Annotated in this window: 21 protein-coding genes and 1 tRNA gene; 14 read left to right on the top strand and 8 right to left on the bottom strand. The window is 70.8% G+C overall.

Annotation, left to right across the window (positions count from 1 at the left end):
* Nucleotides 1-24: 24 nt before the first annotated feature.
* Nucleotides 25-3,018, top strand: a complete 2,994-nt coding sequence (locus tag CP976_RS21605) for a glycine--tRNA ligase (RefSeq protein ID WP_150481856.1) — start codon at nucleotides 25-27, stop codon at nucleotides 3,016-3,018.
* Nucleotides 3,019-3,117: 99 nt separating this feature from the next.
* Here the strand turns inward: CP976_RS21605 and CP976_RS21610 are convergent, their stop codons facing one another.
* The gene (locus CP976_RS21610; RefSeq protein ID WP_150481857.1) at nucleotides 3,118-3,588 is read right to left on the bottom strand and encodes an ATP-binding protein; all 471 of its coding nucleotides are present in this window, start codon (nucleotides 3,586-3,588) and stop codon (nucleotides 3,118-3,120) included.
* A 224-nt stretch (nucleotides 3,589-3,812) separates the two neighbouring features.
* Between CP976_RS21610 and CP976_RS21615 the strand changes: the two genes are divergently transcribed.
* From CP976_RS21615 to CP976_RS21655, 9 genes are all read left to right on the top strand, one after another.
* Nucleotides 3,813-4,628 (top strand): hypothetical protein, encoded by an 816-nt coding sequence (locus tag CP976_RS21615; protein ID WP_150481858.1) that lies wholly within the window; start codon nucleotides 3,813-3,815, stop codon nucleotides 4,626-4,628.
* Nucleotides 4,629-4,774: 146 nt separating this feature from the next.
* Nucleotides 4,775-5,512 (top strand): YcnI family copper-binding membrane protein, encoded by a 738-nt coding sequence (locus tag CP976_RS21620; protein ID WP_150481859.1) that lies wholly within the window; start codon nucleotides 4,775-4,777, stop codon nucleotides 5,510-5,512.
* A gap of 91 nt (nucleotides 5,513-5,603) precedes the next feature.
* A complete protein-coding gene (locus tag CP976_RS21625) occupies nucleotides 5,604-6,257 on the top strand; it encodes an SCO family protein (RefSeq protein ID WP_150481860.1) in 654 nt (217 codons plus the stop codon).
* Complete coding sequence (locus tag CP976_RS21630; protein WP_150481862.1) at nucleotides 6,254-6,730, top strand: copper chaperone PCu(A)C; 477 nt, start codon at nucleotides 6,254-6,256, stop codon at nucleotides 6,728-6,730. The genes CP976_RS21625 and CP976_RS21630 overlap by 4 nt, the downstream gene beginning before the upstream one ends.
* Nucleotides 6,731-6,743: 13 nt before the next feature.
* On the top strand, nucleotides 6,744-8,771 hold the full coding sequence (locus CP976_RS21635; RefSeq protein ID WP_150481863.1) for a copper resistance CopC/CopD family protein: 2,028 nt from the start codon (nucleotides 6,744-6,746) through the stop codon (nucleotides 8,769-8,771).
* A gap of 6 nt (nucleotides 8,772-8,777) precedes the next feature.
* Nucleotides 8,778-10,067 carry an iron uptake transporter deferrochelatase/peroxidase subunit gene (gene efeB, locus CP976_RS21640; protein ID WP_150481864.1) on the top strand — a complete coding sequence of 430 codons (1,290 nt, stop codon included), beginning with the start codon at nucleotides 8,778-8,780 and terminating at the stop codon, nucleotides 10,065-10,067.
* 61 nt (nucleotides 10,068-10,128) lie between these two features.
* The gene (pheA, locus tag CP976_RS21645) at nucleotides 10,129-11,061 is read left to right on the top strand and encodes a prephenate dehydratase (RefSeq protein ID WP_150481865.1); all 933 of its coding nucleotides are present in this window, start codon (nucleotides 10,129-10,131) and stop codon (nucleotides 11,059-11,061) included.
* Between the two features lie 542 nt (nucleotides 11,062-11,603).
* Nucleotides 11,604-12,881 carry a serine--tRNA ligase gene (serS, locus tag CP976_RS21650; RefSeq protein ID WP_150481866.1) on the top strand — a complete coding sequence of 426 codons (1,278 nt, stop codon included), beginning with the start codon at nucleotides 11,604-11,606 and terminating at the stop codon, nucleotides 12,879-12,881.
* The gene (locus tag CP976_RS21655) at nucleotides 12,878-13,681 is read left to right on the top strand and encodes an HAD family hydrolase (RefSeq protein WP_150481867.1); all 804 of its coding nucleotides are present in this window, start codon (nucleotides 12,878-12,880) and stop codon (nucleotides 13,679-13,681) included. Before serS ends, CP976_RS21655 begins: the two co-directional genes overlap by 4 nt.
* A gap of 21 nt (nucleotides 13,682-13,702) precedes the next feature.
* Here the strand turns inward: CP976_RS21655 and CP976_RS21660 are convergent.
* The 6 genes from CP976_RS21660 to CP976_RS21685 form a co-directional block, all read right to left on the bottom strand.
* Nucleotides 13,703-13,808: transfer RNA gene (locus CP976_RS21660), tRNA-OTHER, on the bottom strand.
* 275 nt (nucleotides 13,809-14,083) lie between these two features.
* Complete coding sequence (locus CP976_RS21665; RefSeq protein ID WP_150481868.1) at nucleotides 14,084-14,338, bottom strand: SGM_3592 family protein; 255 nt, start codon at nucleotides 14,336-14,338, stop codon at nucleotides 14,084-14,086.
* A gap of 101 nt (nucleotides 14,339-14,439) precedes the next feature.
* On the bottom strand, nucleotides 14,440-15,159 hold the full coding sequence (locus tag CP976_RS21670; protein WP_150481869.1) for an ABC transporter permease subunit: 720 nt from the start codon (nucleotides 15,157-15,159) through the stop codon (nucleotides 14,440-14,442).
* A 9-nt stretch (nucleotides 15,160-15,168) separates the two neighbouring features.
* On the bottom strand, nucleotides 15,169-16,080 hold the full coding sequence (locus tag CP976_RS21675) for an ABC transporter ATP-binding protein (protein WP_150481870.1): 912 nt from the start codon (nucleotides 16,078-16,080) through the stop codon (nucleotides 15,169-15,171).
* Nucleotides 16,077-16,994, bottom strand: coding sequence for an ABC transporter permease (locus tag CP976_RS21680; RefSeq protein ID WP_150481871.1), 918 nt, complete (start codon nucleotides 16,992-16,994; stop codon nucleotides 16,077-16,079). Before CP976_RS21680 ends, CP976_RS21675 begins: the two co-directional genes overlap by 4 nt.
* Complete coding sequence (locus CP976_RS21685; RefSeq protein WP_150485441.1) at nucleotides 16,984-17,952, bottom strand: ABC transporter ATP-binding protein; 969 nt, start codon at nucleotides 17,950-17,952, stop codon at nucleotides 16,984-16,986. Before CP976_RS21685 ends, CP976_RS21680 begins: the two co-directional genes overlap by 11 nt.
* Nucleotides 17,953-18,120: 168 nt before the next feature.
* On the opposite strand from CP976_RS21685, the gene CP976_RS21690 reads away from it, so the two are divergent.
* The 4 genes from CP976_RS21690 (at nucleotide 18,121) to CP976_RS21705 (ending at nucleotide 22,510) form a co-directional block, all read left to right on the top strand.
* Complete coding sequence (locus CP976_RS21690; RefSeq protein ID WP_150481872.1) at nucleotides 18,121-19,878, top strand: SDR family oxidoreductase; 1,758 nt, start codon at nucleotides 18,121-18,123, stop codon at nucleotides 19,876-19,878.
* Nucleotides 19,879-20,015: 137 nt separating this feature from the next.
* A complete protein-coding gene (locus CP976_RS21695; protein WP_150481873.1) occupies nucleotides 20,016-20,564 on the top strand; it encodes an RNA 2'-phosphotransferase in 549 nt (182 codons plus the stop codon).
* A gap of 83 nt (nucleotides 20,565-20,647) precedes the next feature.
* Entirely contained in the window at nucleotides 20,648-21,550 is a 903-nt protein-coding gene (locus CP976_RS21700) for an LLM class flavin-dependent oxidoreductase (protein ID WP_150481874.1), read from the top strand.
* 72 nt (nucleotides 21,551-21,622) lie between these two features.
* A complete protein-coding gene (locus CP976_RS21705; RefSeq protein ID WP_190146863.1) occupies nucleotides 21,623-22,510 on the top strand; it encodes a Cof-type HAD-IIB family hydrolase in 888 nt (295 codons plus the stop codon).
* Between the two features lie 105 nt (nucleotides 22,511-22,615).
* On the opposite strand, the gene CP976_RS21710 is transcribed toward CP976_RS21705, so the two are convergent.
* Complete coding sequence (locus tag CP976_RS21710; protein WP_150481876.1) at nucleotides 22,616-23,674, bottom strand: M23 family metallopeptidase; 1,059 nt, start codon at nucleotides 23,672-23,674, stop codon at nucleotides 22,616-22,618.
* Nucleotides 23,675-23,757 lie beyond the last annotated feature (83 nt).

Below are 23,757 nucleotides of genomic sequence, written 5' to 3' on the forward strand. Positions count from 1 at the left end.
ACTCGGGGAACAGGCGCGATCACCATGAAGAACGTCCAGACGGCGCTGACCATGCAGGACGCCATCCTCACCCTGCAGAAGTACTGGAGCGACAACGGCTGCATGATCACGCAGCCGTTGAACACCGAGGTCGGAGCGGGCACGGCCAACCCGGCCACGGCGCTGCGGGTGCTCGGCCCCGAGCCGTGGAGCGTCGCCTACGTGGAGCCGAGCGTGCGGCCGGACGACTCCCGCTACGGCGAGAACCCCAACCGGCTCCAGACCCACACCCAGTTCCAGGTCATCCTCAAGCCCGACCCGGGCAACCCGCAGGAGCTGTACCTGGGCAGCCTGAAGGCGCTCGGTGTCGACCTGGGCGCGCACGACGTGCGGTTCGTCGAGGACAACTGGGCCTCGCCCGCCCTCGGCGCTTGGGGGCTGGGCTGGGAGGTCTGGCTGGACGGCATGGAGATCACCCAGTTCACCTACTTCCAGCAGGTCGGCGGTGTCGCCCTGGACCCGGTGTCGGTGGAGATCACGTACGGCCTGGAACGCATCCTGATGAACCTCCAGGGCGTGGACCACTTCAAGGACATCGTCTACGCGCCGGGCATCACGTACGGCGAGGTGTTCGGGCAGAACGAGTACGAGATGAGCCGCTACTACCTCGACGACGCCGACCTCGACACCAACCACAGGCTCTTCGAGGCGTACGCGGCCGAGGCCCGGCGCCTGCTCGACCTGGAGCTGCCGGTCCCGGCGTACACGTACGTGCTCAAGTGCAGCCACACCTTCAACGTGCTCGACGCGCGCGGTGCGATCAGCACCACCGAGCGGGCCAAGGCGTTCGCGCTGATGCGCGGCCTGACGCACGAGTCGGCCAAGCTGTGGGAGCGGCGGCGGGCGGCGCTGGAGCATCCGCTCGGGGTGGCGGCCGCTCCGGCCCCGGCCCAGCGGGCCGCGCTGCCCAAGGTGCCCGGCGTCGAGACGCTGCTGTTCGAGATCGGCGTGGAGGAACTGCCGTACGCCGACGTCCCCGCCACCACCGAGGCGGTGCGCGAGTCGGTCACGGCCAAGCTGGCCGCGACCCGGCTCGGGCACGGCGCGATCAACGTGATGGCCACGCCCCGCCGGATCGTGATCACGGTCGACGGTGTGCAGCCGCGCGAGCGGGACACCATGCGGACCGTGCGTGGCCCCAAGGTCGCCGCCGCCTTCAAGGACGGCGCCCCGACGCCTGCCCTGCTGGGGTTCGCCCGCAGTCAGGGGGCCGAGCCGACCGATGTGCGGATCGTCAACGTCAAGGGTGTCGAGTACGTGGCCGTCACCCGGCACGAGGAGGGCCGTCCGGCCGTCGAGGTGCTGAGCGATCTGCTGGCCGAGGTCGTGTCGGGGCTGCGCGCCGGACGCAACATGCGGTGGAGCGACCCGGGTCTGTCGTTCTCACGGCCCGTGCGCTGGCTGCTCGCGCTGCTGGGCCGTACTCCCCTGCCCGTGGTGGTCTCCTCGCTCGCCGCGAGCGACACGACGCGCGTGCAGCGCCAAGCCCCTTATCCGGAGGTCCGGGTGACCTCCGCCGAGGGCTACCCGCACTTCCTGCACATGCACGGCATCCTGCTCGACCGGGACGCCCGGCGCGGCGCGGTGGTCCGCGGTGCCCTGGAGGCGGCGGCCGAGGTGGGCGGCCGGATCGACGTGGCGGGCCAGGCCGATCTGGTCGACGAGATCACCGACATCCTGGAGTTCCCTTACGCCGTGCGGGGGTCGTTCGACGAGCGCTATCTGGAACTGCCCGCGAGTGTCCTGACCACCGTGATGCGCAAGCACCAGCGCTATCTGCCGGTGCTGGACGGCGAGCGGCTGATGCCGCACTTCGTCACCTTCGCCAACGCCCTGTGCGACGACGACGTGGTGCGGGCGGGCAACGAGGCCGTGCTGCGGGCCCGTTACGAGGACGCCGCGTTCTTCTGGCGGGCGGATCTGAAGGTGGCGCCGACGGAGTTCCGGCGCCGGCTGGACAAGCTGACCTTCGAGGACCGGCTCGGTACGGTCGCCGACCGCGCCGACCGCATCGCCTCCCTCGCCCTCGACCTGGCCGGACGCGCCGGGCTCCCCGAGGAGGCCGTGACCGTCGTCCGGCGCGCCGGTGCGCTGGCGAAGTTCGACCTGGCGTCGCAGATGGTGATCGAGTTCTCCGGACTGGCCGGGGTGATGGCCGAGGAGTACGCCCGCCGGGCCGGCGAGTCCGCCGAGGTCGCCCGGGCGCTGGCTGAGATGGAGCTGCCGCGCTCCGCCGGCGGTGCCCTGCCGGCCGGGGACGCGGGTGCCGTGCTGTCGCTCGCCGACCGGTTCGACCTGGTGACGGGCATGTTCGTGATCGGGGCCGCGCCCACCGGGAGTTCCGATCCGTACGGGGTGCGCCGGGCCGCGATCGGGCTGCTCAACGTGCTGCGGAGCCTGCCCGCCGTGGCCGGGGTGCGGGTGAGCGAAGGGTTGCGCGCGGCTGCCGTGCGGTACGCCGCCCAGGGTGTCGAGGTGCCCGCCGAGCGGGTCGCCGAGGCCGCCGAGCTGATCACCCGGCGCTACGAGCAGCAGCTCACCGACGCCGGGCACGAGCATCGGCTCGTCCAGGCCGTCCTGGTGTGGGCCGACCGGCCCTCCCACGGCGACCGCACCCTGGCCACGCTGGAGCGGCACATCGGCACGGAGGCGTTCGAGGAGCTCGCTGCCGCGTTCCAGCGGGTGACGCGCATCCTTCCCGAGGGCGGCGTGGAGGCGGCGGATCCGTCCCTGCTGACGGCGCCCGCCGAGCTGCGTCTCGCCGAGAGCGCCGACGCCGTACGCCAGGCCCTGCACGGTCGCGAGGACGACCTCGGTGCTCTGATCGAGGTCTCCGCCCCGCTGGTCGAGGCGATCAGCACCTTCTTCGACGAGGTGCTGGTGATGGACCCCGACCCGGCGGTCCGTGCGGCCCGGCTGGCGCTGCTCAGTCAGGTGGCGGGGTTGGCGCGTACGACGCTGGACTGGGGCGCGCTGTAGGGGCGGACACCGAAAGGACGGACGTTCAGGGACGGACGTGCAGGGGGCGGATGTTTCACGTGAACCACCACCCCCGAGCCGACCGGGCGTCGGCAGAGGTCAGACCGCCATCAGCGGCGCTGCGTCCTTGCGCCACTTGAGGACCTTGTCGAAGCTCACCACTGCCCCGCCCCGGCCCGGCTTGTTGCCGATGTGGACATGGTCGGCGAGCTGCTCGATGAGGCACAGCCCTCTGCCGTTCTCCGCGTCGGAGTGTGCGGTCCTGATCGGCGGGCGGGATCGGCCGGCGGACGCCGCGGGGAACCCCGGGCCCGCGTCGGCGACCTCGATCCGGCACTTCTCGCCGTCGAGGTACGCCGTGACCCGGTACGCCTCAGAACCGGGGCCGCCGCACGCGGTGTCCCCGCCGTGCTCCACGGCGTTCGCGCAGGCCTCACTGAGGGCGACGGAAAGGTCGTAGGAGATATCGGGATCGACGCCCGCGGTCTCCATCGTGCCGATCAGAAGGCGCCTGGCGAGCGGCACGCTCGCAGCTTCGCGCCGCAGATGGAGTGACCACCAGATGCTCATGCTCCAGCCTCCTGGCTGCGGCTCGACATACCGTTACGTATTGCCCTGTGTCTCCGCATGTAAGCGTGAAGTTGACGTGATGCCGCCCATACGGCGGATGCGCCCTAGCCCTGATCGGTGTATGTGGGGGGGCAGGCGGGGCCAGAGAGTGACGTTCCGGTCGTACGGCATCTTGCGGACCTGCCGCACGAGGCCTGGGTGGCCAGTGCGATGATGACCCCGCCATGACTGCCCCCCACGCGTGCGCGACGCGCTCCGGACTCACGCTCCGGATCCTGCGGGCCGCGGTGTTCGCCGCGGTCTGTGTCGTGCTGGCCGGGGCAGGTCACGCGCTCGCCTCCTGTGACGGCATTCCGCTGTGGACGCTGGGCGCCGGGTTCCTCGGGGTGGCCGCGGTGGCGGCACCTCTGGCCGGGCGGGTGCGCTCGCTGCCGGGGATCACGGCACTGCTCGCGGCCGGTCAGACGGTGTTGCACACGCTGTTCGGACTCGGTCAGCACGGTACGGCCGCCGCCACGTCGTCGGTGCCGGCGGGCGGGAGCGACGCCGCGCTGGTCCAGCAGGCCGCACGGCTCGTGTGCGGTACGACGGCGGCGGCGATCAGCCCGGCGCAGGCCCACAAGATCCTCACCGACGCCCGGATCCAGCCCCCCACGGGGGCGCACACGCATCTCCCGGGGGACGCCGGGGCGTCGGACTCGCTGTGGCCGTCCCTGCCGATGCTGCTCGGTCACGTCCTCGCGGCGATCGCCGCCGGCTGGCTGCTGCGCCACGGCGACCTGGCACTGCTGCGGCTCACCGAACTGTCGGCGCAGGGTGTCACGGAAGGGGCGCTCGTGCGTTCCCTGCGGGCCGCGCTCGCGCTGGTTCGCGCCCTGCGCGCCGGGCTGCCGGGAGCACCGGAGGCACGTCCGCACCCGGTGCGCGCCGTGCGGCCGGCGCCTGCCACGCCGCGCACGACCGCACTTCAGCACACGGTGATCCGGCGCGGCCCGCCGGCCGCCACGGCTCGCGCATCCGCACTCGCCCTCGCCGCCTGACGCGACGCGACCACCACTCCGCCTTTTCGTACGAACCGAACGATTCGGATGATTCGAACGACTTGGAGGAGGGCCGCCGTCGTGCGGCACGCGCGCGTGCGCGTATCCCTCTTCCACGACCCGACTCACAGCGGAGTTCTGCTTCCATGAAGGCTTCCCGTATCGCCGCGGCCGGTGCCGCCGCCGGTGTCACCGTTCTCGCCCTGTCCGCCCCCGCCTTCGCGCACGTCAGCGTGCAGCCCGAGGGCGCCGCCGCCAAGGGCGGTTACGCGGTCGTCGACTTCAAGGTCCCCAACGAGCGGGACGACGCCTCCACCACCAAGCTCGAGATCAACTTCCCCACCGACCACCCGCTGGCCTCGGTGATGCCGGAACCGATGCCCGGCTGGAAGATCGACGTCACCAAGTCCAAGCTGGACAAGCCGCTGGAGATGCACGGCGAGAAGATCTCCGAGGCCGTCACCAAGGTCACCTGGACCGCCGACGGCAAGGGCATCGAGCCCGGCTACTTCGAGAAGTTCCCGCTCTCGATCGGTCAACTGCCCGAGGACGCCGATCAGCTGGTCTTCAAGGCCCTCCAGACGTACTCCAACAAGGAGGTCGTCCGCTGGATCGAGGTGCCTCAGAAGGGCCAGGAAGAGCCCGACAACCCGGCCCCCGTGCTGGAGCTGTCCGCCGCCGAGGACGGGCACCACGCCTCCTCGGGCGACACCGCCTCCGACACCGAGTCGGCCGAGAAGGCCTCCGCCGAAACCGCCGCCGACACCGCCTCCTCCGGCAGCACCGACACCACCGCCCGCGTCCTGGGCGTCGTCGGCATCGTGGTCGGCGCGGCGGGCGTCGCCTACGGCGTGCTGGCCGGGCGTCGGCGCACCAACGCCTGAGGCCCCTTCCGTTGCACGGCGCGCGCCGGACTCCCACCCTCGGGCGGGGCCCCGGCACGCGCCGAATCACCGACATCTGGGACATTTTCCTATGCGCACCAAGACCTTCGCCGCGGCCGCTCTGCTCGCCGCGGCCTCCCTGACCCTCACCGCCTGCGGCAGCGGCAACGACAGCGACAAGCCCGTCGCCGTCGTATCGGAGCAGGCCGGTACCGAGAAGGCCGCCACCGTCCTCGACAAGCCGTTCGAGAAGCCGGACCTGATCCTTACCGACACGCAGGGCAAGAAGTACGACCTCCGCAAGGAGACCGAGGGCAAGCCCACGCTCATCTACTTCGGCTACACCCACTGCCCCGACGTGTGCCCGTCGACGATGAGCAACATCGCCGTGGCCAAGAAGCAGCTGCCCAAGGCCGAGCAGGACGAGCTGCGCGTCGTGTTCGTCACCACCGACCCGGACCGCGACAAGCCCGCGGAGCTCGGCAAGTGGCTCAAGGGCATCGACCCGCAGTTCATCGGCCTCACCGGCGACTTCCCGACCATCCAGGCCGGCGCCCGCACTCTCGGCATCTCCATCGACGCGCCGCGCAAGGACAAGAACGGCAAGGTCATCTCCGAGCACGGCACCCAGGTCATCGCCTTCTCGCCGAAGACCGACGGCGGCTACGTGCTCTACGGCGAGGACGCCACCGTCGACGACTACACCAAGGACCTCCCCAAGCTCGCCAAGGGGGAGAACCCGTGACGCGGCGACTCGGCCCGGCGGCCCTCGTCATAGCCGGGGCACTGGCCCTGGCGGGCTGCGGCGGCTCGGACTCGGGGGACTCCGGTTCCGGGAGCGGCAAGGCGGAACTCTCCGTGGGTTCCGCGTACATGCCGCAGCCCGTCTCCGACGAGATGGCGGCCGGCTTCCTCACCGTCACCAACAAGGGCGGTGCCGCCGACGAACTGACCTCGGTCACCAGCGACGTCGCCGGGCAGGTCACCGTGCACGAGACCGTCGGCTCGGCCATGCAGGAGGTCAAGAGCCTGAAGGTCCCCGCCCACGGCGAACTCGTGCTGAAGAGCGGCGGCAACCACCTGATGTTCGAGCAGCTCAAGCGCAAGCCGAAGGAAGGTCAGACGGTCTCCGTCGAGCTGCACTTCGCCCACTCCGGCCCGGTCGAGGTCGAGATGCCGGTGAAGTCGGCGACCTACACCCCGAAGACCGGACACTGAGGGAGGGACCCCTGTGACGCAGACCATCGCCCCCCGCGTCCGGACCGTGGTGCTGCTGCTCCTGGCCGCGGCCTGCGCACTCCTCGCCGGCGCCGCTCCGGCCTCCGCGCACGCCGCGGTGACCGGCAGCGACCCCGCGCAGGGGGCGGTGGTCGACAAGGCCCCGGCCCGGATCTCGCTCACCTTCTCCGAGCAGGTCGCGATGTCCGGTGACTCGCTGCGCGTCCTCGACCCCGAGGGCAAACGCGTGGACGCGGGCGAGCCGTCCAACGTCAGCGGCACGACGTACGCCGTGCGGCTCCACTCCGGCCTGCCCGACGGCACCTACACGGTCGCCTACCAGGTGGTGTCCGCGGACAGCCACCCCGTCGCCGGTGCCTACACCTTCTCCATCGGCGCCCCGTCCAAGACGTCCGTGACGGTCTCCGATCAGGCGACCGACGACGGCGTGGTCGGCTGGCTGTACGGCTTCGGACGGTACGTCTCCTACGCCGGCTTCATCGTGATGGCCGGCGGCGCCGCCTTCGTCCTCGCCTGCTGGCCGCGCGGCTCCGGAGTGCGGCCCGTGCAGCGGTTCGTCGTCTCCGGGTGGCTCACGCTCACCGCCGCGACCCTCGCCCTGCTGCTCCTGCGCGGCTCCTTCACCGGCTCCGGGAAGGTCGCCGACATCTTCGACCTGTCCCTGCTCGGGCAGGTGCTCCAGACCAAGACCGGCGCGGCCCTGGTGTCCCGGCTGCTGCTGCTCGCCGCGGCGGCGCTGTTCATCGCCGTGCTGTTCGGTGCGTACGACAAGCGCGAGGACCCACAGGAGAAGCGGGACCTGACCTTCGGGCTCGCCATCGGCGGCGTCGTCGTGGCGGCCGGGCTCGCGGCTAGCTGGGCGATGTCCGAGCACGCCTCGGTCGGACTCCAGGCGGGCATCGCCATGCCGGTCGACGTCGTCCATCTGCTCGCCGTCGCCGCGTGGCTCGGCGGGCTGGGCGCACTGCTCGTCGCCCTGTACCGGGCACCCGCCGACGCGCCCGTCGACGCGTCGGCCGTACGCCGCTTCTCCCGCATCGCCTTCGGCAGCGTCCTCGCCCTGATCGCCACCGGGACGTACCAGTCCTGGCGCCAGCTCGGCTCCTGGTCGGCCTTCACCGACACCCGTTACGGACAGCTGCTCCTCGCCAAGATCGCCCTCGTGGCCGTCCTGGTCGGCGTCGCGTGGATCTCACGCCGGTGGACGGGGCGGCTGGCGGAGACGGTGCCGGTTTCCGCCGAGCGGGAGAAGGCGCGGGTCGGAGCAGGGGCTGAGGCCTCCGGTGACGCGGAGCCCGAGGTGACCGGTGATGACCGGACCGACACGGACTCCGTGGCGGGCACCGACCCCGACGCCGACTCCGGCGAGCAGCCCGATTCCGGACCCACCGACACCGACTCCAGCGAGCAGCCCGATTCCCGACCCGCCGACACCGAGCGGGCCGCGCAGCTCGCCCGGCAGCGGGCCGCCCGGGACGCCGCCCTTCAGAAGCGGCTGCGGGACGCCGACCCGAACCGCTTCGGCCTGCGCCGCTCCGTGCTCGCCGAGGCCGGTGTCGCGGTCGTCCTGCTCGCCGTCACCACCGTCCTCACGCAGACCGAGCCGGGACGCACGGAGCAGGACGCCAAGGCCGCCACCTCGTCCTCCGCGTCCACCTCGCCCGACACGGGCACCTCCGGGGCCCTGACCCTGAACATGCCCTTCGACACCGGCGGCGAGAACGGCAAGGGCATCGTCACCGTCGACCTCGACCCCGCACGCGTGGGCGGCAACGAGATGCACGTCTACGTCGAGCGACCCGACGGCCAGGCCTTCGACATCCCCGAGGTCAAGGTCGACTTCACCCTGAAAGCCAAGGGCATCGGGCCGCTGCCCGTCGTCCCGGACCACATCGCAACCGGACACTGGTCGGCGAACGGAGTGCAGATCCCCATGGCCGGCGACTGGAAGGTCGACGTGACCGTGCGGACCTCCGACATCGACGAGGTGACCGTCTCCAAGAACGCGCAGATCGGCTGAACCACCATGGCTGACCAGTCCATTCCGGAAGCCCGCACTCACCGCACCGCCCCGGCGGAGACCGAGGGGGGCCCGGCCGACGAGGGCATCTCACGGCGACGTCTGCTCGGCACCGCCGGTGCCACCGGGCTCGTACTCGGCACGGCAGGCGCGGCCCTCGGATACGCCGCCGCCCCCACCCAGGCCGCCGCTCCCCTCACCTCGCTCGGCACCGACCATGCGATGTTTCACGGGAAACATCAGCCCGGCATCACCGACGGCCTCCAGGCCCGCGGCCACCTCGTCGCCTTCGACCTGGCGGCGGGCGCCGGCCGCAAGGAAGCCGCCGCCCTGCTGCGCCGCTGGTCGGAGACGGCCCGGCGGCTGATGGCGGGCGAGCCGAGTGCCCACGACGACACCGACGTGGCCCGCGACGCCGGCCCCTCGTCACTGACGATCACCTTCGGCTTCGGTCACAGCTTCTTCGGCAGGACCGGCCTGGAGAAGCAGCGGCCGACCGCCCTGGACCCGCTGCCCGAGTTCTCCTCCGACCACCTCGACAAGAAACGCAGCAACGGCGACCTGTGGGTGCAGATCGGCGCCAACGACGCCCTCGTGGCCTTCCACGCCCTGCGCGCGATCCAGAAGGACGCGGGCTCGGCGGCCCGGGTCCGCTGGCAGATGAACGGCTTCAACCGCTCGCCGGGCGCCACCGCCCACCCCATGACGGCCCGCAACCTGATGGGCCAGATCGACGGCACCCGCAATCCGAAGCCGAGCGAGGCCGACTTCGACCAGCGGATCTTCGTGCCGGAGAAGGGCGAACCGGCCTGGATGGCGAACGGCTCCTACGCCGTCGTACGCCGGATCCGCATGCTCCTGGACGACTGGGAGAAGCTCTCCGTCAAGGCGCAGGAGGACGTGATAGGCCGCCGCAAGTCCGACGGGGCGGCGCTGTCCGGCGGCACCGAGACGACCGCGATGGACCTGGAGAAGACGGACGCCAAGGGCAACCTCGTCGTCCCGATCAACGCCCACGCCCGGATCACGCGGCCCGACCAGAACGGCGGCGCCGCGATGCTCCGCCGCCCGTTCTCCTTCCACGACGGCATCGACCAGGACGGCGTCCCCGACGCGGGCCTGCTCTTCATCTGCTGGCAGGCCGATCCGCTGCGCGGCTTCGTGCCGGTGCAGCGCAAGCTCGACCGCGGCGACGCCCTGTCCCAGTTCATCCGGCACGAGTCGAGCGGCCTGTTCGCGGTGCCCGGTGGGGCCGCCGAGGGCGAGTATGTGGGACAGGAATTGCTGGAGGGGTGAGATTTAATCTCTGAGTGGGTTGTCGGGGAGAGCGCTTCCGCGAGCCCATTAGGGTGAGGTCATGCCAGCGAGCTATGCGTATCTCGGTCCCGAGGGCACCTTCACGGAAGTCGCCCTGCGCACGCTTCCCGAGACCGCCACCCGGGAACTCATCCCGTACGTGTCCGTCCAGTCCGCGCTCGACGCGGTGCGAACCGGGGAGGCCGAGGCCGCGTTCGTGCCGATCGAGAACTCCGTCGAGGGCGGCATCACCACCACCCTCGACGAGCTGGTCGCCGGCGCGCCGCTGATGATCTACCGCGAGGTGCTGCTGTCGATCACCTTCGCGCTGCTGGTCCGCCCGGGCACGAAGCTGTCGGACATCAAGACGGTCTCCGCCCACCCGGCCGCCCAGCCGCAGGTGCGCAACTGGCTGAAGAAGCACCTCCCGGACGCCCACTGGGAGTCGGCCGCCTCGAACGCGGACGCCGCCCGGCTGGTCCAGGAGGGCCAGTACGACGCCGCCTTCGCCGGCGAGTTCGCGGCCGCCCGCTATGGCCTGGAAGCCCTGGAGACCGGGATCCATGACGCGGAGAACGCCCAGACGCGGTTCGTGCTGGTCGGCCGGCCCGCCCGGCCCGCCGCGCCGACCGGCGCGGACAAGACCTCCGTCGTGCTGTGGCAGCGTGACGACCACCCCGGCGGCCTGCGCGACCTGCTGGGCGAGTTCGCCACCCGCGGCATCAACCTGATGCTGCTCCAGTCCCGGCCCACCGGCGCGGGCATCGGCAACTACTGCTTCTGCGTCGACGCCGAGGGCCATATCTCCGACCGCCGGGTGGCCGAGGCCCTGATGGGCCTCAAGCGGATCTGCCTCCAAGTGCGCTACCTCGGTTCCTACCCGCGCGCGGACATGCAGCCCGGGGATGTGCAGCCGCCGCGGCCGGGTACGTCGGACGACGAGTTCGTGTCGGCGGCGGACTGGGTGGCGCGGTGCCAGGACGGCCGGTTCTAAAACCGGTTCCCGGCGGGCTTCAGGCCGGTCGTACCTGGTGATTGTCGTTATCCACAGAAGTTATCCACAGGTCCGCTTCTCGACCTGGGGACAAGTCGACAACGAAGCGTGGGTCAGTCGACAAATCGCCCTACAGGCCCCTGATGTGTCCATCGACGGGCAGGTCACCCTTCGTCCACCGTTTTCCCTTGGGTAACTCTTTGGAGTGACCCATTTCCACTCGAAAGTGAGGGTGGAGCGGGTTTGTATCGGGAATTCTTCGGTGCGGACGGGCCTTCCGGAGTGATCAATTCCGAAGTCCACAGATCTTCCACACAGCCTGTGGATAACTCTTCGGCGAGTGTGAACCCCTGTGGACAACCGGGCCCCAAGTCCCGCTCCTCACAAGGGATTCGAGTCAATGCAGCGCCCTGCGGATGCCTCGTTCCGGGGAGAGGTGGTCGATTTATTGACACTGCGCGCAATTACCCCATAGCGGTACGTAAGCGACAGCCGGAATAGTGAGTCGTGGGCGGTCATCCCACACCGGTAGCCTTGACCGCGTGATTGACCTTCGCCTGCTCCGTGAGGACCCCGACCGTGTGCGCGCGTCGCAGCGCGCCCGTGGAGAGGACGTCGCGCTCGTCGACTCCCTCCTGTCTGCCGACGAGCGGCGCAGGTCGTCCGGCGTCCGCTTCGATGAGCTGCGCGCCGAGCAGAAGGCGCTCGGCAAGCTCATCCCCAAGGCCTCCGGAGACGAGAAGGCCGAGCTGCTGAAGAAGGCGGGCCAGCTCGCCGCCGACGTCAAGGCCGCCGACGCGGAACGTGACGCGGCCGCCGCCGAGACCCAGGAGCTGCTCCAGAGGCTCGGCAACCTCGTCCACCCGGACGTGCCCGTGGGCGGCGAGGAGGACTTCGTCACCCTGGAGACGCACGGCACCATCCGCGACTTCACCGCCGAGGGCTTCGAGCCCAGGGACCACCTGGAGCTCGGCCAGATCCTCGGCGCGATCGACGTCGAGCGCGGCGCCAAGGTCTCCGGCTCGCGCTTCTACTTCCTGACGGGCGTGGGCGCCCTGCTCGAGCTCGCCCTGGTGAACGCGGCGATGGCCCAGGCCACCGCGGCCGGCTTCACTCCGATGCTGACCCCGGCCCTGGTCCGCCCCCAGTCCATGGCGGGCACCGGCTTCCTCGGCCAGGCCGCCCAGGACGTCTACCACCTCGCCAACGACGACCTCTACCTGGTCGGCACGTCCGAGGTGCCGCTCGCGGCGTACCACATGGACGAGATCCTCGACGCCGAGAAGCTGCCGCTGCGCTACGCGGGCTTCTCGCCCTGCTTCCGCCGCGAGGCCGGCTCGCACGGCAAGGACACCCGGGGCATCTTCCGGGTGCACCAGTTCGACAAGGTCGAGATGTTCTCCTACGTCGCTCCGGAGGACTCGCAGGCCGAGCACCAGCGGCTGCTGGAGTGGGAGAAGCAGTGGCTGACCTCGCTGGAGCTGCCGTACCGCGTGATCGACGTGGCGAGCGCCGACCTGGGCGCCTCGGCGTCCCGCAAGTTCGACTGCGAGGCGTGGATCCCGACCCAGGGCAAGTACCGCGAGCTGACCTCGACCTCGGACTGCACCGAGTTCCAGTCCCGCCGCCTGTCGATCCGTGTCCGTGAGGGCAAGCAGGTCCGCCCGCTGGCCACGCTCAACGGCACGCTGTGCGCCGTGCCCCGCACGATCGTGGCGATCCTGGAGAACCACCAGCAGGCCGACGGCTCGGTGCGGGTGCCTGAGGTGCTGCGTCCGTACCTGGGCGGCCGGGAGGTCCTGGAGCCGGTGGCCAAGTGACCACCGGTTTCCCGTACCAGCTGATCGCCACCGACCTCGACGGGACGCTGCTGCGTTCCGACGAGTCGGTGTCTGCACGCACGCGTGACGCGCTCGCGGCGGCCACCGCGGCGGGCGCCGCGCACATCGTGGTCACCGGCCGCGCGGTCCCGTGGACCCGGCACATCCTCGACGACCTCGGCTACCAGGGGCTGGCCGTCTGCGGCCAGGGCGCGCAGGTGTACGACGCCGGCGCCCACCGGCTGCTGACGTCGGTGACGCTGGACCGGCAGCTGGCCGGGGTGGCGCTGGCCAAGATCGAGGCGGAGGTCGGCCCGCTGTATCTGGCGGCGAGCCGCGACGGCCTGGACGGCGAGGTGCTGGTGGGTCCCGGCTACGCGGCCCACGGCAACCTGCCCGCGACGCCGTTCACGGACGCGTCGGACCTGTGGACCGCCCCCCTGAACAAGCTGTACATCCAGCACCCGACGCTGTCGGACGACGAGCTGTGCGCGGCGGCCACGCGCACCGCCGGCGGTTTCGTCAGCGTCGTCATGGCGGGCGAGGGCATCGTCGAGCTCCTGCCCCTGGGCCTGTCCAAGGCGACCGGCCTGTCCCTGGCGGCCCGTCGGCTCAGGGTGAAGGCGGCCGACACGATCGCCTTCGGCGACATGCCCAACGACATACCGATGTTCGCCTGGGCCTCCTACGGTGTCGCGATGGCGGACGCCCATGAGGAACTGAAGGCGGTCGCCGACGAGGTGACGTCCTCGAACGAGGAGGACGGTATCGCGGTGGTGCTGGAGCGGTTGCTGGGCTGAGCCTTCGTGTCGCGTGTGCGGCGGAGGATGCACGGATCGAACGTGCGCGGGCTTTCCAGGCCCGACCATGACTCGCTTTGAATCGAACACAGCGCAAGCCAGTGCCTTACCACTCGGCCAATCCTCCGGGTGGGCGGCCTCACGCGACGTTCGATTCGCGTGCTCGAAGCGGCCGCCCCGGGCAGCTCCCCGTGTGGGGCGGGCTCTACGGAGGGGTAGCGATCACTCCGGAACCCGCCGCGGGCTGCCCTGACGGGAGCTGGACGTACTGCCGTGCATGGACATCGTCCGGCTCCTCTCCCAGAACGTGACGCCGGACTCCTCGTCCGGCAGGAACACGACCACTCTGCCTGCCGGGCGAAAAGGACGCCACCGATTAAACCGGCGGTCGGACGGGGCCGGTCAGCGCTTGCGCCACCTGCGCCGCCGGGCCTTGCTGAAGAACCAGCCCGCGGGCGGCTCGTCGGAGCGCCAGGGCTGTGGCTCCGGTTCGTCGCGCCGCCAGCGGGCGGCGAGCATCCGGGCGCGGGCGGACGGCTCGGAGGTCTCGGCGGAGTGTATGAAGGCGTCGTCCAGGACGAGGTCGTCCCACGCGTCGTCACCGGACCCGGATCCCGACTGCCCTTGGTCGTCGTACTGAGCCCTCTCGCCCGCCATCCCCGTCCCTCCCAGCCGTCCAACTTCCGTGCGATATCCCTACATACCGTTCGCCCAGTGTGCCCTGACGGGGGTGAAGCCCCCGTCAAGGCCGGGGCACGTCACTCCTCGCCGGCGAGTGTCAGCGAACGCAGCTTCTGACCGGCGAACCAGGTGGCCAGCACCGTGACGGCCACCAGCAGGACCGTCGCCGTGGTGAGGCCGACATCCGAGGTCACCATGTCGGCGCCGGACACCTTCTGGGCCACGGCCAGCGCCCACTGCTGGACGCTCAGCGTGCGCGCACCCTGCACCAGGGAGCCGAACAGGGCCTCCCAGACCAGCGCGTAGACGAGCCCGAACACCACCGCGTGCCGGGAGACCGTGCCGAGCAGCAGGAACAGGGCCGCATAGGCGATGGACGCGACGAGTGCCGCCACCGTGTAGGCCACGGCGATCTGCTGGCCGTTGCCGTTCAGGATGAAGCCCGCGACGAGCGTCGGCACCGCGGAGAACACCATCGTCACCGCGATCGCGACGATCAGCTTGGTGAAGATGATCGTCGGCCGTTTGATCGGCTTGGACAGCAGGTACACCACCGAGCCGTCGTCGATCTCCGGCCCGATCGCGCCGGTCCCGGCGATGACGCCGATGATCGGCACCATCGTGGCGAGGGCGAGGCCGCCGAGCAGATCCGCCGCCGTCTGGTCGTCCGCCCCGGCGAGGAAGCGCACCACCACCGAGATGGCGACGAGCAGCAGCGGCAGGGCTCCGAGGATGAGGGCCCGGCGCCGGCCGAGCAGGGCCCGGTAGGTGAGCCGGGCGACTGTGGGGTCGTACATCAGGGCCTCCTACGCCGCGACGAGGTACGAGAAGACGGACTCGAGGGACTCGTCGGACGGCGAGACCGTGTGCAGCCGGATGCCGTGGTCCCTGGCCACCCGCGGCAGCAGGGCCGTGAAGCGGCCGAAGTCGACGGCCTGGATGCGCAGCGCGCCCTCGGCGAGGTCGACCTCGATGCCGGACGTCGACGGGTCGGCGATCAGCGCGGCCGCGAGGGCACGGTCGTCGCTGGAACGCACCAGATAGCGGTGCGGCCGGTCGGTCATCAGGCGTCGGATCTTGCGGAAGTCACCGCTGGCGGCGTGCCGGCCGGCGACGACGACCTCGATGTGCCAGGCGAGTTGCTCGACCTCTTCGAGGATGTGGGACGAGAACAGCACCGTGCGGCCCTCGTCGCCCATGCGCCGCAGCAGGTCCATGAGCTGCATGCGCTGGCGCGGGTCCATGCCGTTGAAGGGCTCGTCCAGCAGGAGCAGGGACGGGTCGTGGACCAGGGCGGAGGCCATCTTCACGCGCTGGCGCATGCCCTTGGAGTACGTCTGGATCTTGCGGTCCTGCGCGTACTCCATCTCGACCGTGGCGAGCGCCTTCTGGGCCGCCTTGGCGCCCAGGCCGTGCAGCTCGGCGTTGGCGAGGACGAACTCCTTCCCCGTGAGGAAGTCGTACATCGCCTCCCGCTCGGGGACGACGCCGATCTGCTTGTAGATCTGCTCGTTGCGCCACACCGGCTGGCCGTCGAGGGTGACCGTGCCGGTGGAGGGCGCCAGGAAGCCGCCCATCATGTTGATGAGGGTGGACTTTCCGGCGCCGTTGGGGCCGAGCAGGCCGGTGACGCCGGGGCCGACGGTCATGGTGATGTCGTTGACGGCGACCACGTTGCCGAACCAGCGGGAGACGTGGTCGATGGAGAGCGTGGTCACAGTCCCACCTTCTTGTAGCGGCGCATCAGGAGGCCGTAGCTCGCCGCGATGAGGCCCAGGGCGACGAGGACGTAGACGACGCCCTCGGCGGTGCTCGGGCCAACCCCGCTGGGGGAGGCGGAGGTCGCGCCCAGGAACGCGGACTGCACACCGTCGACGATCGTGATCGGCGAGAACAGTCCGATCCACGGCACGGCGTCGCCGCTGCCCTGTGCGTCGGCGATGGCCTGGAGGGTGGAGACCGCGCCGTAGGTGATGGTCAGCACGGCGATCACGGCCGCGATGCCGAAGCCGCGGCGCGGGGTGAAGGACGCGATGACCAGGCCGATGCCGGCGAACAGCAGGGAGAGCAGTGCCACGGAGACCAGTCCTTGTGCGAATCCCTTGGTCTGGTCGGCGAAGTCGAGCTTGGCCAGCAGCGCGCCGACGTAGAGCACCAGCAGGGGACCGGCGGTGAGGATGAACAGCGCCGAGGCCAGCGCCGCGAACTTGGCGCGGACGTAGTCGGCGGTCTCGATCGGCCGCGAGAAGTACAGCGGCACGGTCTTGAAGCGCAGGTCGCGCGAGACGGACTGGGGCGCCTGCGAGGCGACGTACAGGCTGATGACCGCCTGCATGACGATCGCGTAGCGCGTGTAGTCCAGGGGCAGGGCGTTGGCCTTGGTGGCGACCGCGACGGCGACCATGATGGCCGCGGGCACGCACATCACCACGAACAGCAGCATGGGCAGCACTTTGGACTTGACCGAGCGGCCGAGGCCGTAGGAGCCGCGCAGGGACTGCGAGTACAGGGAGCGGCGGGCGTAGGCGCGGCCCAGCCGGGGGCCGTCGTAGCTGCGGTAGCCGATGTTGTGGATGCGGGTCTGGTCACCCGGCGCCGGGGCGGATGTCCCCGTGGAGTGCTCAACCGCCATGGCCGACCGCCTCCTTCCGCTGCTCGTGCTGGTCGCTGGTCGTGAAGACCTCGGAGATGTGGTGCCTGCGCTGCTCCATGCGCACCAGGCCGAGTCCGAGATCCGCGATCACGTCCCGGACCAGGTCGTACGTCTCCTCGCCCTGGGCGGTGAGCAGCAGGATGTGGCCGGCGCCCGGCAGGCCGCTGCCGTCCTCGACGCTCACCCCGCGCGCGTGCAGCGCTTCGCGCACCGCGCGGGTGCCGTCCGGGTGCTCGTCGGTGTCGGTCACCTCGATCGCGAGGGTCGTCGTGGTCTGGGTGAAGTCGGTGGTGGAGCTGGAGCGCAGGAGCTTGCCGCCGTCGACGACCACGACGTGATCGCAGGTGCGTTCCAGTTCACCCAGCAGGTGCGAGGTGACCAGGACCGAGATGCCGAAGTCGGTGTGGATCCGGCGGATCAGGCCGAGCATCTCGTCGCGGCCGACCGGGTCGAGGCCGTTGGTCGGCTCGTCGAGGAAGACCAGCTGCGGGTCGTGGACGAGCGCCTGCGCGAGCTTCACGCGCTGCTTCATGCCGGTCGAGTAGCCGCCGATGGGACGGTAGCGCTCCTCGTACAGACCGACGTGGCGCAGGGTGTCGGCGGTGCGCTCCCGTGCGGCGGTGGGCGGCAGGCCGGACATGCGCGCCATGTGGACGACGAACTCGGTGGCCGAGACGTCCGGCGGCAGGCAGTCGTGCTCGGGCATGTAGCCGACCCGCTCGCGGATGTCGGCGCCCTTGGTGGCGACATCGAGGCCGAGCACTTCGGCGCGGCCCTCGGTGGCGGGGGAAAGACCCAGAAGGATCTTGATCAGTGTGGACTTGCCGGCTCCGTTGGCTCCGACGAGTCCGGTCACACCGGGCCCGACGTCCACGGAGAGCCGGTCAAGCGCGGTCACCCTGGGGAACCGCTTGCTCAGGCTTTCGGTCGCGATCACAGTCACGCTTCGAAGGTAGGGGCCGCAAGCGTGGCGGTCGTCACTCCGCAGAGCTGCTTTCGAGTCAGCCTGGAGTAGTACGGGCCCTTAGGGGACCTGGTTCTTGAGAGTTACCACGCCCGGGAGCGCCCTATTGACGATGTCTCTAACAACTGCCAGATTCGCCGGATGACGTTGCTCACGGGCGCGCGGGAGCGCCGGGTGCGGACCGGCGGAGTCGAGCTGTGCGTGGCGGAGGTGGGTGATCCGCGGCGGCCGACGGTCGTCCTGGTGCACGGCTACCCCGACAGCAAAGAGGTCTGGTCCGAGGTCGCCGCGCGTCTCGCCGAGCACTTCCACGTGGTGGCGTACGACGTCCGCGGCCACGGCCGGTCGACGGCGCCGCGGCCGTTGCGGGGCGGGTTCACGCTGGAGAAGCTGACGGACGACTTCCTGGCGGTCGCGGACGCGGTCAGCCCGGACCGGCCGGTGCACCTGGTCGGGCACGACTGGGGCTCGGTGCAGGCCTGGGAGTTCACCACCGTGCGGCGCACCGAGGGCCGCATCGCCTCCTTCACCTCCATGTCCGGGCCGTCCCTGGACCATTTCGGCCACTGGATCAACAGCCGTGTGCGGCGGCCCACCCCGCGCCGGGTCGGCCAGCTCCTCGGGCAGGGCGCCAGGTCCTGGTACGTGTACCTGCTGCAGACGCCCGTGCTGCCCGAGCTGGCCTGGCGCGGCCCGCTCGGCAAGCGCTGGCCCCGGGTGCTGGAGCGTGTCGAGAAGGTGCCCCGGGGCGACTACCCGACCTCGTCCCTGCCGTCGGACGCGGCACACGGGGCCTGGCTGTACCGGGACAACGTCCGGTCCCGGCTGCGCAGGCCGCGCACGGACGCGTACGCCCACGCGCCCGTGCAGATCGTGACGCCCCTGGAGGACCGGTTCCTGTCGGAGCGGCTCCACGACGGACTGGAGCAGTGGGTTCCGCAGCTGACCCGCAGGACCGTCCAGGCGGGGCACTGGATCCCACGGACCCGTCCGGATCAGCTGGCTTCGTGGATCGAGGAGTTCGTGACGTCCGTCGAGAGCGGCCGGTCCCCGGTGATGGCGAGCGGCAGGCACGCCGAGCGGTTCGGCGGGCAGCTCGTGCTGGTCACCGGGGCGGGCAGCGGCATCGGGCGGGCGACGGCGCTGGCGTTCGCCCAGGCCGGCGCGCGCGTGGTGGCCGTCGACCGGAACGCGGAGGCGGCGGCCCGCACCGCCGAGTCGTCCCGCCTGGCGGGCGCTCCCGAGGCCTGGGCGGAGACGGTCGACGTCTCCGACGAGCAGGCCATGGAGAAACTCGCCGAGACGGTCACCACCGAGTACGGGGTGGTGGACGTCCTGGTGAACAACGCCGGGATCGGACTGTCCGGTTCCTTCTTCGACACCACGCCGGAGGACTGGAAAAAGGTCCTCGACGTCAACCTGTGGGGTGTGATCCACGGCTGCCGGCTCTTCGGCCGGCGGATGGCCGAGCGCGGGCAGGGCGGCCACATCGTGAACGTGGCGTCGGCGGCGGCGTACCAGCCGTCCCGGGCACTGCCCGCCTACAGCACCTCCAAGGCGGCCGTGCTGATGCTCAGCGAGTGCCTGCGCGCGGAACTCGCCGGGCAGGGGATCGGTGTGACGGCGGTCTGCCCGGGCTTCGTCAACACCGCCATCACGTCCACGGCGCACTTCGCCGGGGTCGACGCCGGCGAGGAGAAGCGGCTCCAGCAGCGTGCCGCCCGTCTCTACGGGCTGCGGAACTACCCGCCGGAGAAGGTCGCCGCCGCGATCGTGCGGGCGGTGGTACGCAATGACGCGGTGGTCCCGGTCACGCCGGAGGCACGGAGCGCGCGCTGGCTGTCGCGGTTCGCCCCGGGGGCGCTGCGGAGGATCGCGCGGGTGAAGCCGCCGATGTGACCCCAAGCCGCTTGATACGAGGGCCAGTTGTCCACAGAATCGCCAATTCCGCTGTGGATAACACCACTTGGCTGTGGATCAAACCTCCAAGAGGAAACTCGATCGCGTGATTCAGGTCTCTCCCGCACCCTGAGGGGATGGACGAAAGACGCACCGTGAAGGTGTCGAAGTACCTCTCGAAGCATCTGCGCCATCAGCCGGCGAGAATCGGGCTGGCACTGGACGAAGCCGGCTGGGTCGAGATCGACACGCTGATCGCCGCAGCCGCCGCACATGGCTTCCCCTTCACCCGCGCCGAACTGGACCACGTCGTCGCCACCAACGACAAACGACGTTTCGCTGTCGAGGGCACCCGGATCCGCGCCAGCCAGGGCCACAGTGTCGAGGTCGACCTCGGGCTGCCGACGGAGACCCCGCCCGCCTACCTCTACCACGGCACCGTCGCCCGCAACCTGGACGCGATCCGGGCCGAGGGACTCAGGCCGATGAACCGACACGCCGTGCGTCTCTCACCCGACCGGGAGACGGCGACCCGCGTCGGCGCCCGCCGTGGCCGGCCTGTCGTGCTGACCGTGGACGCGGCCGCCATGCATCGCGACGGCCATGTCTTCCAGGTGAGCGCGAACGGCGTGTGGCTGACCCAGGCTGTACCGGCGCGGTATCTGCGCCTTCCCGGGCCTCGCTGACGTGCTGTGCGGGGCGAGCCGCGCACGGTGACTGTTTCACGTGAAACACGGGTCACCCGCAACGCTCCCTTAGGCTCGATGCCATGAGTCTGCGTCTGAGCACCGTGATCCTCCCCTACCGCCGCTGGCAGGAAGGCGGCCGTGCGGCATGGACCCGTGCCGAGCAGCTCGGCTTCCACACCGCATACACCTACGACCACCTGTCCTGGCGCACCTTCCGGGACGGCCCCTGGTTCGGCGCCGTACCGACCCTCACCGCCGCCGCGACCGTCACCGACCGGCTGCGGCTGGGCACCCTGGTGACCTCGCCGAACTTCCGGCACCCGGTGACCCTCGCCAAGGAGCTGATCTCCCTAGACGACATCTCCGGCGGGCGGGTCACTCTCGGCATAGGGGCGGGCGGCTCGGGCTTCGACGCCACGGCGCTCGGCCAGGAGCCATGGACCCCGCGCGAGCGCGCCGATCGCTTCGCCGAGTTCGTCCCGCTGCTCGACCGGCTGCTCAGCGAGGACGCGGTGTCGTACGAGGGCGACTTCTACTCGGCCCACGAGGCACGGAACATCCCCGGCTGTGTGCAGCGCCCCAGGCTGCCGTTCGCGGTGGCCGCGACCGGCCCGCGCGGGATGCGGCTCGCCGCCCGGTACGGGCAGGCGTGGGTGACCACCGGTGACCCCAAGCTGTACGAGAACGGCACCCCCGAACAGTCGATTCAGGCCATCCGCGGGCAGGCGGAGAAGCTCGGCGACATCTGTGCCGAAATCGGCCGGGACATGACCGACCTCGACAGGGTCCTGCTCACCGGATTCACGCCGGACCGTGGCGGTCCTCTCCAGTCCCTGGACGCCTTCGTCGACTTCGTCGGCAGGCACATGGAGCTGGGCTTCACGGAGATCGTGATCCACTGGCCCATCCCCGACTCTCCCTTCGCGACGGACGAGAAGGCGTTCGAGCAGATCGCCATAGAGGCGCCGGCGCAGTTGCGGTGATGCCTTCGGGACGTTCCTGGTGAGAACGGTATCCACTCACCTGTGCGGACTCCCGCACGCCCGTGCAGGCATATGCGGGACAATGACCGGGTGACCTCAGCGACCCGACAGCCCGAAACCGCGGCCGGTACCCTCCCCCCGCGGCTGATCGCCACCGACCTCGACGGCACCCTGCTGCGCGACGACAAGTCGGTGTCCCCGCGCACGGTGGCCGCGCTGGCCGCCGCCGAAGAGGCGGGCATCGAGGTCTTCTTCGTCACGGGCCGCCCGGCCCGCTGGATGGACGTCGTCAGCGACCACGTGCACGGCCACGGCCTGGCGATCTGCGGCAACGGCGCCGCCGTGGTCGACCTGCACGGCGGCCCCGGCTCCCACCGGTTCGTGAAGGTAAGGGAGCTGGAGCGGGCGAACGCGCTGGACGCCGTACGCCTGCTGCGTGATGCGGCTCCGGGCACGGTGTACGCGGTCGAGCAGACGTACGGCTTCTACCAGGAGCCGGCCTATCCGAAGCTGCACATGGAGACCCCCGACAGCCTCGCCCCGGCGGAGGAACTGCTGTCGCCGGACCACCGCGCGGCCGGGGAGCCGGTGCTGAAAATCCTGGCCTACCACCCCGAGATGGATCCCGACGCCTTCCTGACCCTGGCCCGGCTCGCCATCGGCGACCGCGCCAACGTGACCCGGTCCAGCCCCAGCGCCCTGCTGGAGATCAGCGGTCCCGATGTGTCGAAGGCCAGCACGCTCGCCCTGTGCTGTGCCGAGCGCGGCATCTCGCACGAGCAGGTCGTCGCCTTCGGCGACATGCCGAACGACGTCGAGATGCTGACCTGGGCGGGCCGGTCCTACGCGATGGGCAACGCCCACCCGGACGTGGTCGCCGCGGCCTCGGGACGGACGGTCGCGAACAACGAGGACGGGGTGGCGGTCGTGATCGAGCGGCTGCTCACGGAACTGCCGTAGCCGTCGCGGCGGCTACGGCCTGCGGCTCGGCTGCGGCTGGCTGTGGCAGGGGCTGGCTGTGGCAGTGGCCGGCTGTGGTTCGACTGTGTGCGGCTCTCGCCGGGGTCAGAGCGACACCCCTCGTGCCGCCAGCCATGACACCGGGTTGACGGACGAGCCCATCTCCGGCGTGACCCTGGCCTCGAAGTGCAGGTGCGGTCCGGTGGAGTTGCCCGTGCTGCCCGACTGGCCGATCCACTGGCCGGGGCTGACGTGCTCTCCCTGGTCGACCGCGACGGCCGCGAGATGGGCGTACTGCGTGTAGTAGCCACCCGCGTGCCTGAGCACGATCTCGATGCCGAAGGGCCCTCCGCAGGACACCTTCTCCACCCGGCCCTCGCCCACGGCCCGCACCGGCGTGCCGATCGGCACCGCGAAGTCCTGCCCGGTGTGCCTGCTGGACCACCGCGCACCGCCGCTGCCGTAGGACGCGGACAGCTCGTACGTCTCCACGGGCGCGACCCACGCGCTCGTGAAGGCCGTCTCCGGCTGGTCGAGGCGCACGGCCCCACGGCACGCCCCGGCTGCGACCGAGGCGTCCGCCTGCCCCTGGAGCTGCGAGCGTGCCGTTTCCAGCTTCTGCTCGATGTCGGCTTTGAGCCCGGCGAGTTGCGCGTTTCGCTTCTCCAGAGCCTGCCAGTGGGCCGCGGCCTTGGCCTCGTCCGCGGCGAGCCGTGCCTCGGCCCGGCGGCTCTTGGAGATCGCGTTGTTCACGGCGAGATTCGTCTGCGAGAAGGCGTGCTGACCTCGCATCAAGTCATCGGGACCGTCGGCGAGGATCATCTGCGCGGCCACCGGCAGGCCACCGCTGGATCGGTACTGGGCGCGGGCGATCCTGCCCAGGTCCTCGTGCAGGGCCGCGATGTGCCGTCGCTGACCGTCCAGAAGCTCCTCGGCCCGCTGGGCTCTGGCCCGTTGCTCCTCGGCCTCCTCGCGACCGGCCTCGTACTGCTGCGTCGCCACCGCGGCCTCCTCGTACAGCCGCGCCACTTCGGCGCTGAGGCCCGCGTCCCCGCCGGTGCCGCTCCCGGGTTCCTTGAGCGCCGCCGTCGGCCGGGCCGCGAGGACCGCCAAGGCGCACAAGAGAACCGGAACGAGCAGCCGGTGGCGGCGATATGAGCGCATGTCAGTGATCGTCGCCCAGACCGGCCGGCCGGACCCTGTTCACGTCGTACGGCTGGGGGACCGGTTGCCCCGAACGGCTCAGT

The sequence above is a fragment of the Streptomyces coeruleorubidus genome, assembly GCF_008705135.1.
Classification (GTDB): domain Bacteria; phylum Actinomycetota; class Actinomycetes; order Streptomycetales; family Streptomycetaceae; genus Streptomyces; species Streptomyces coeruleofuscus.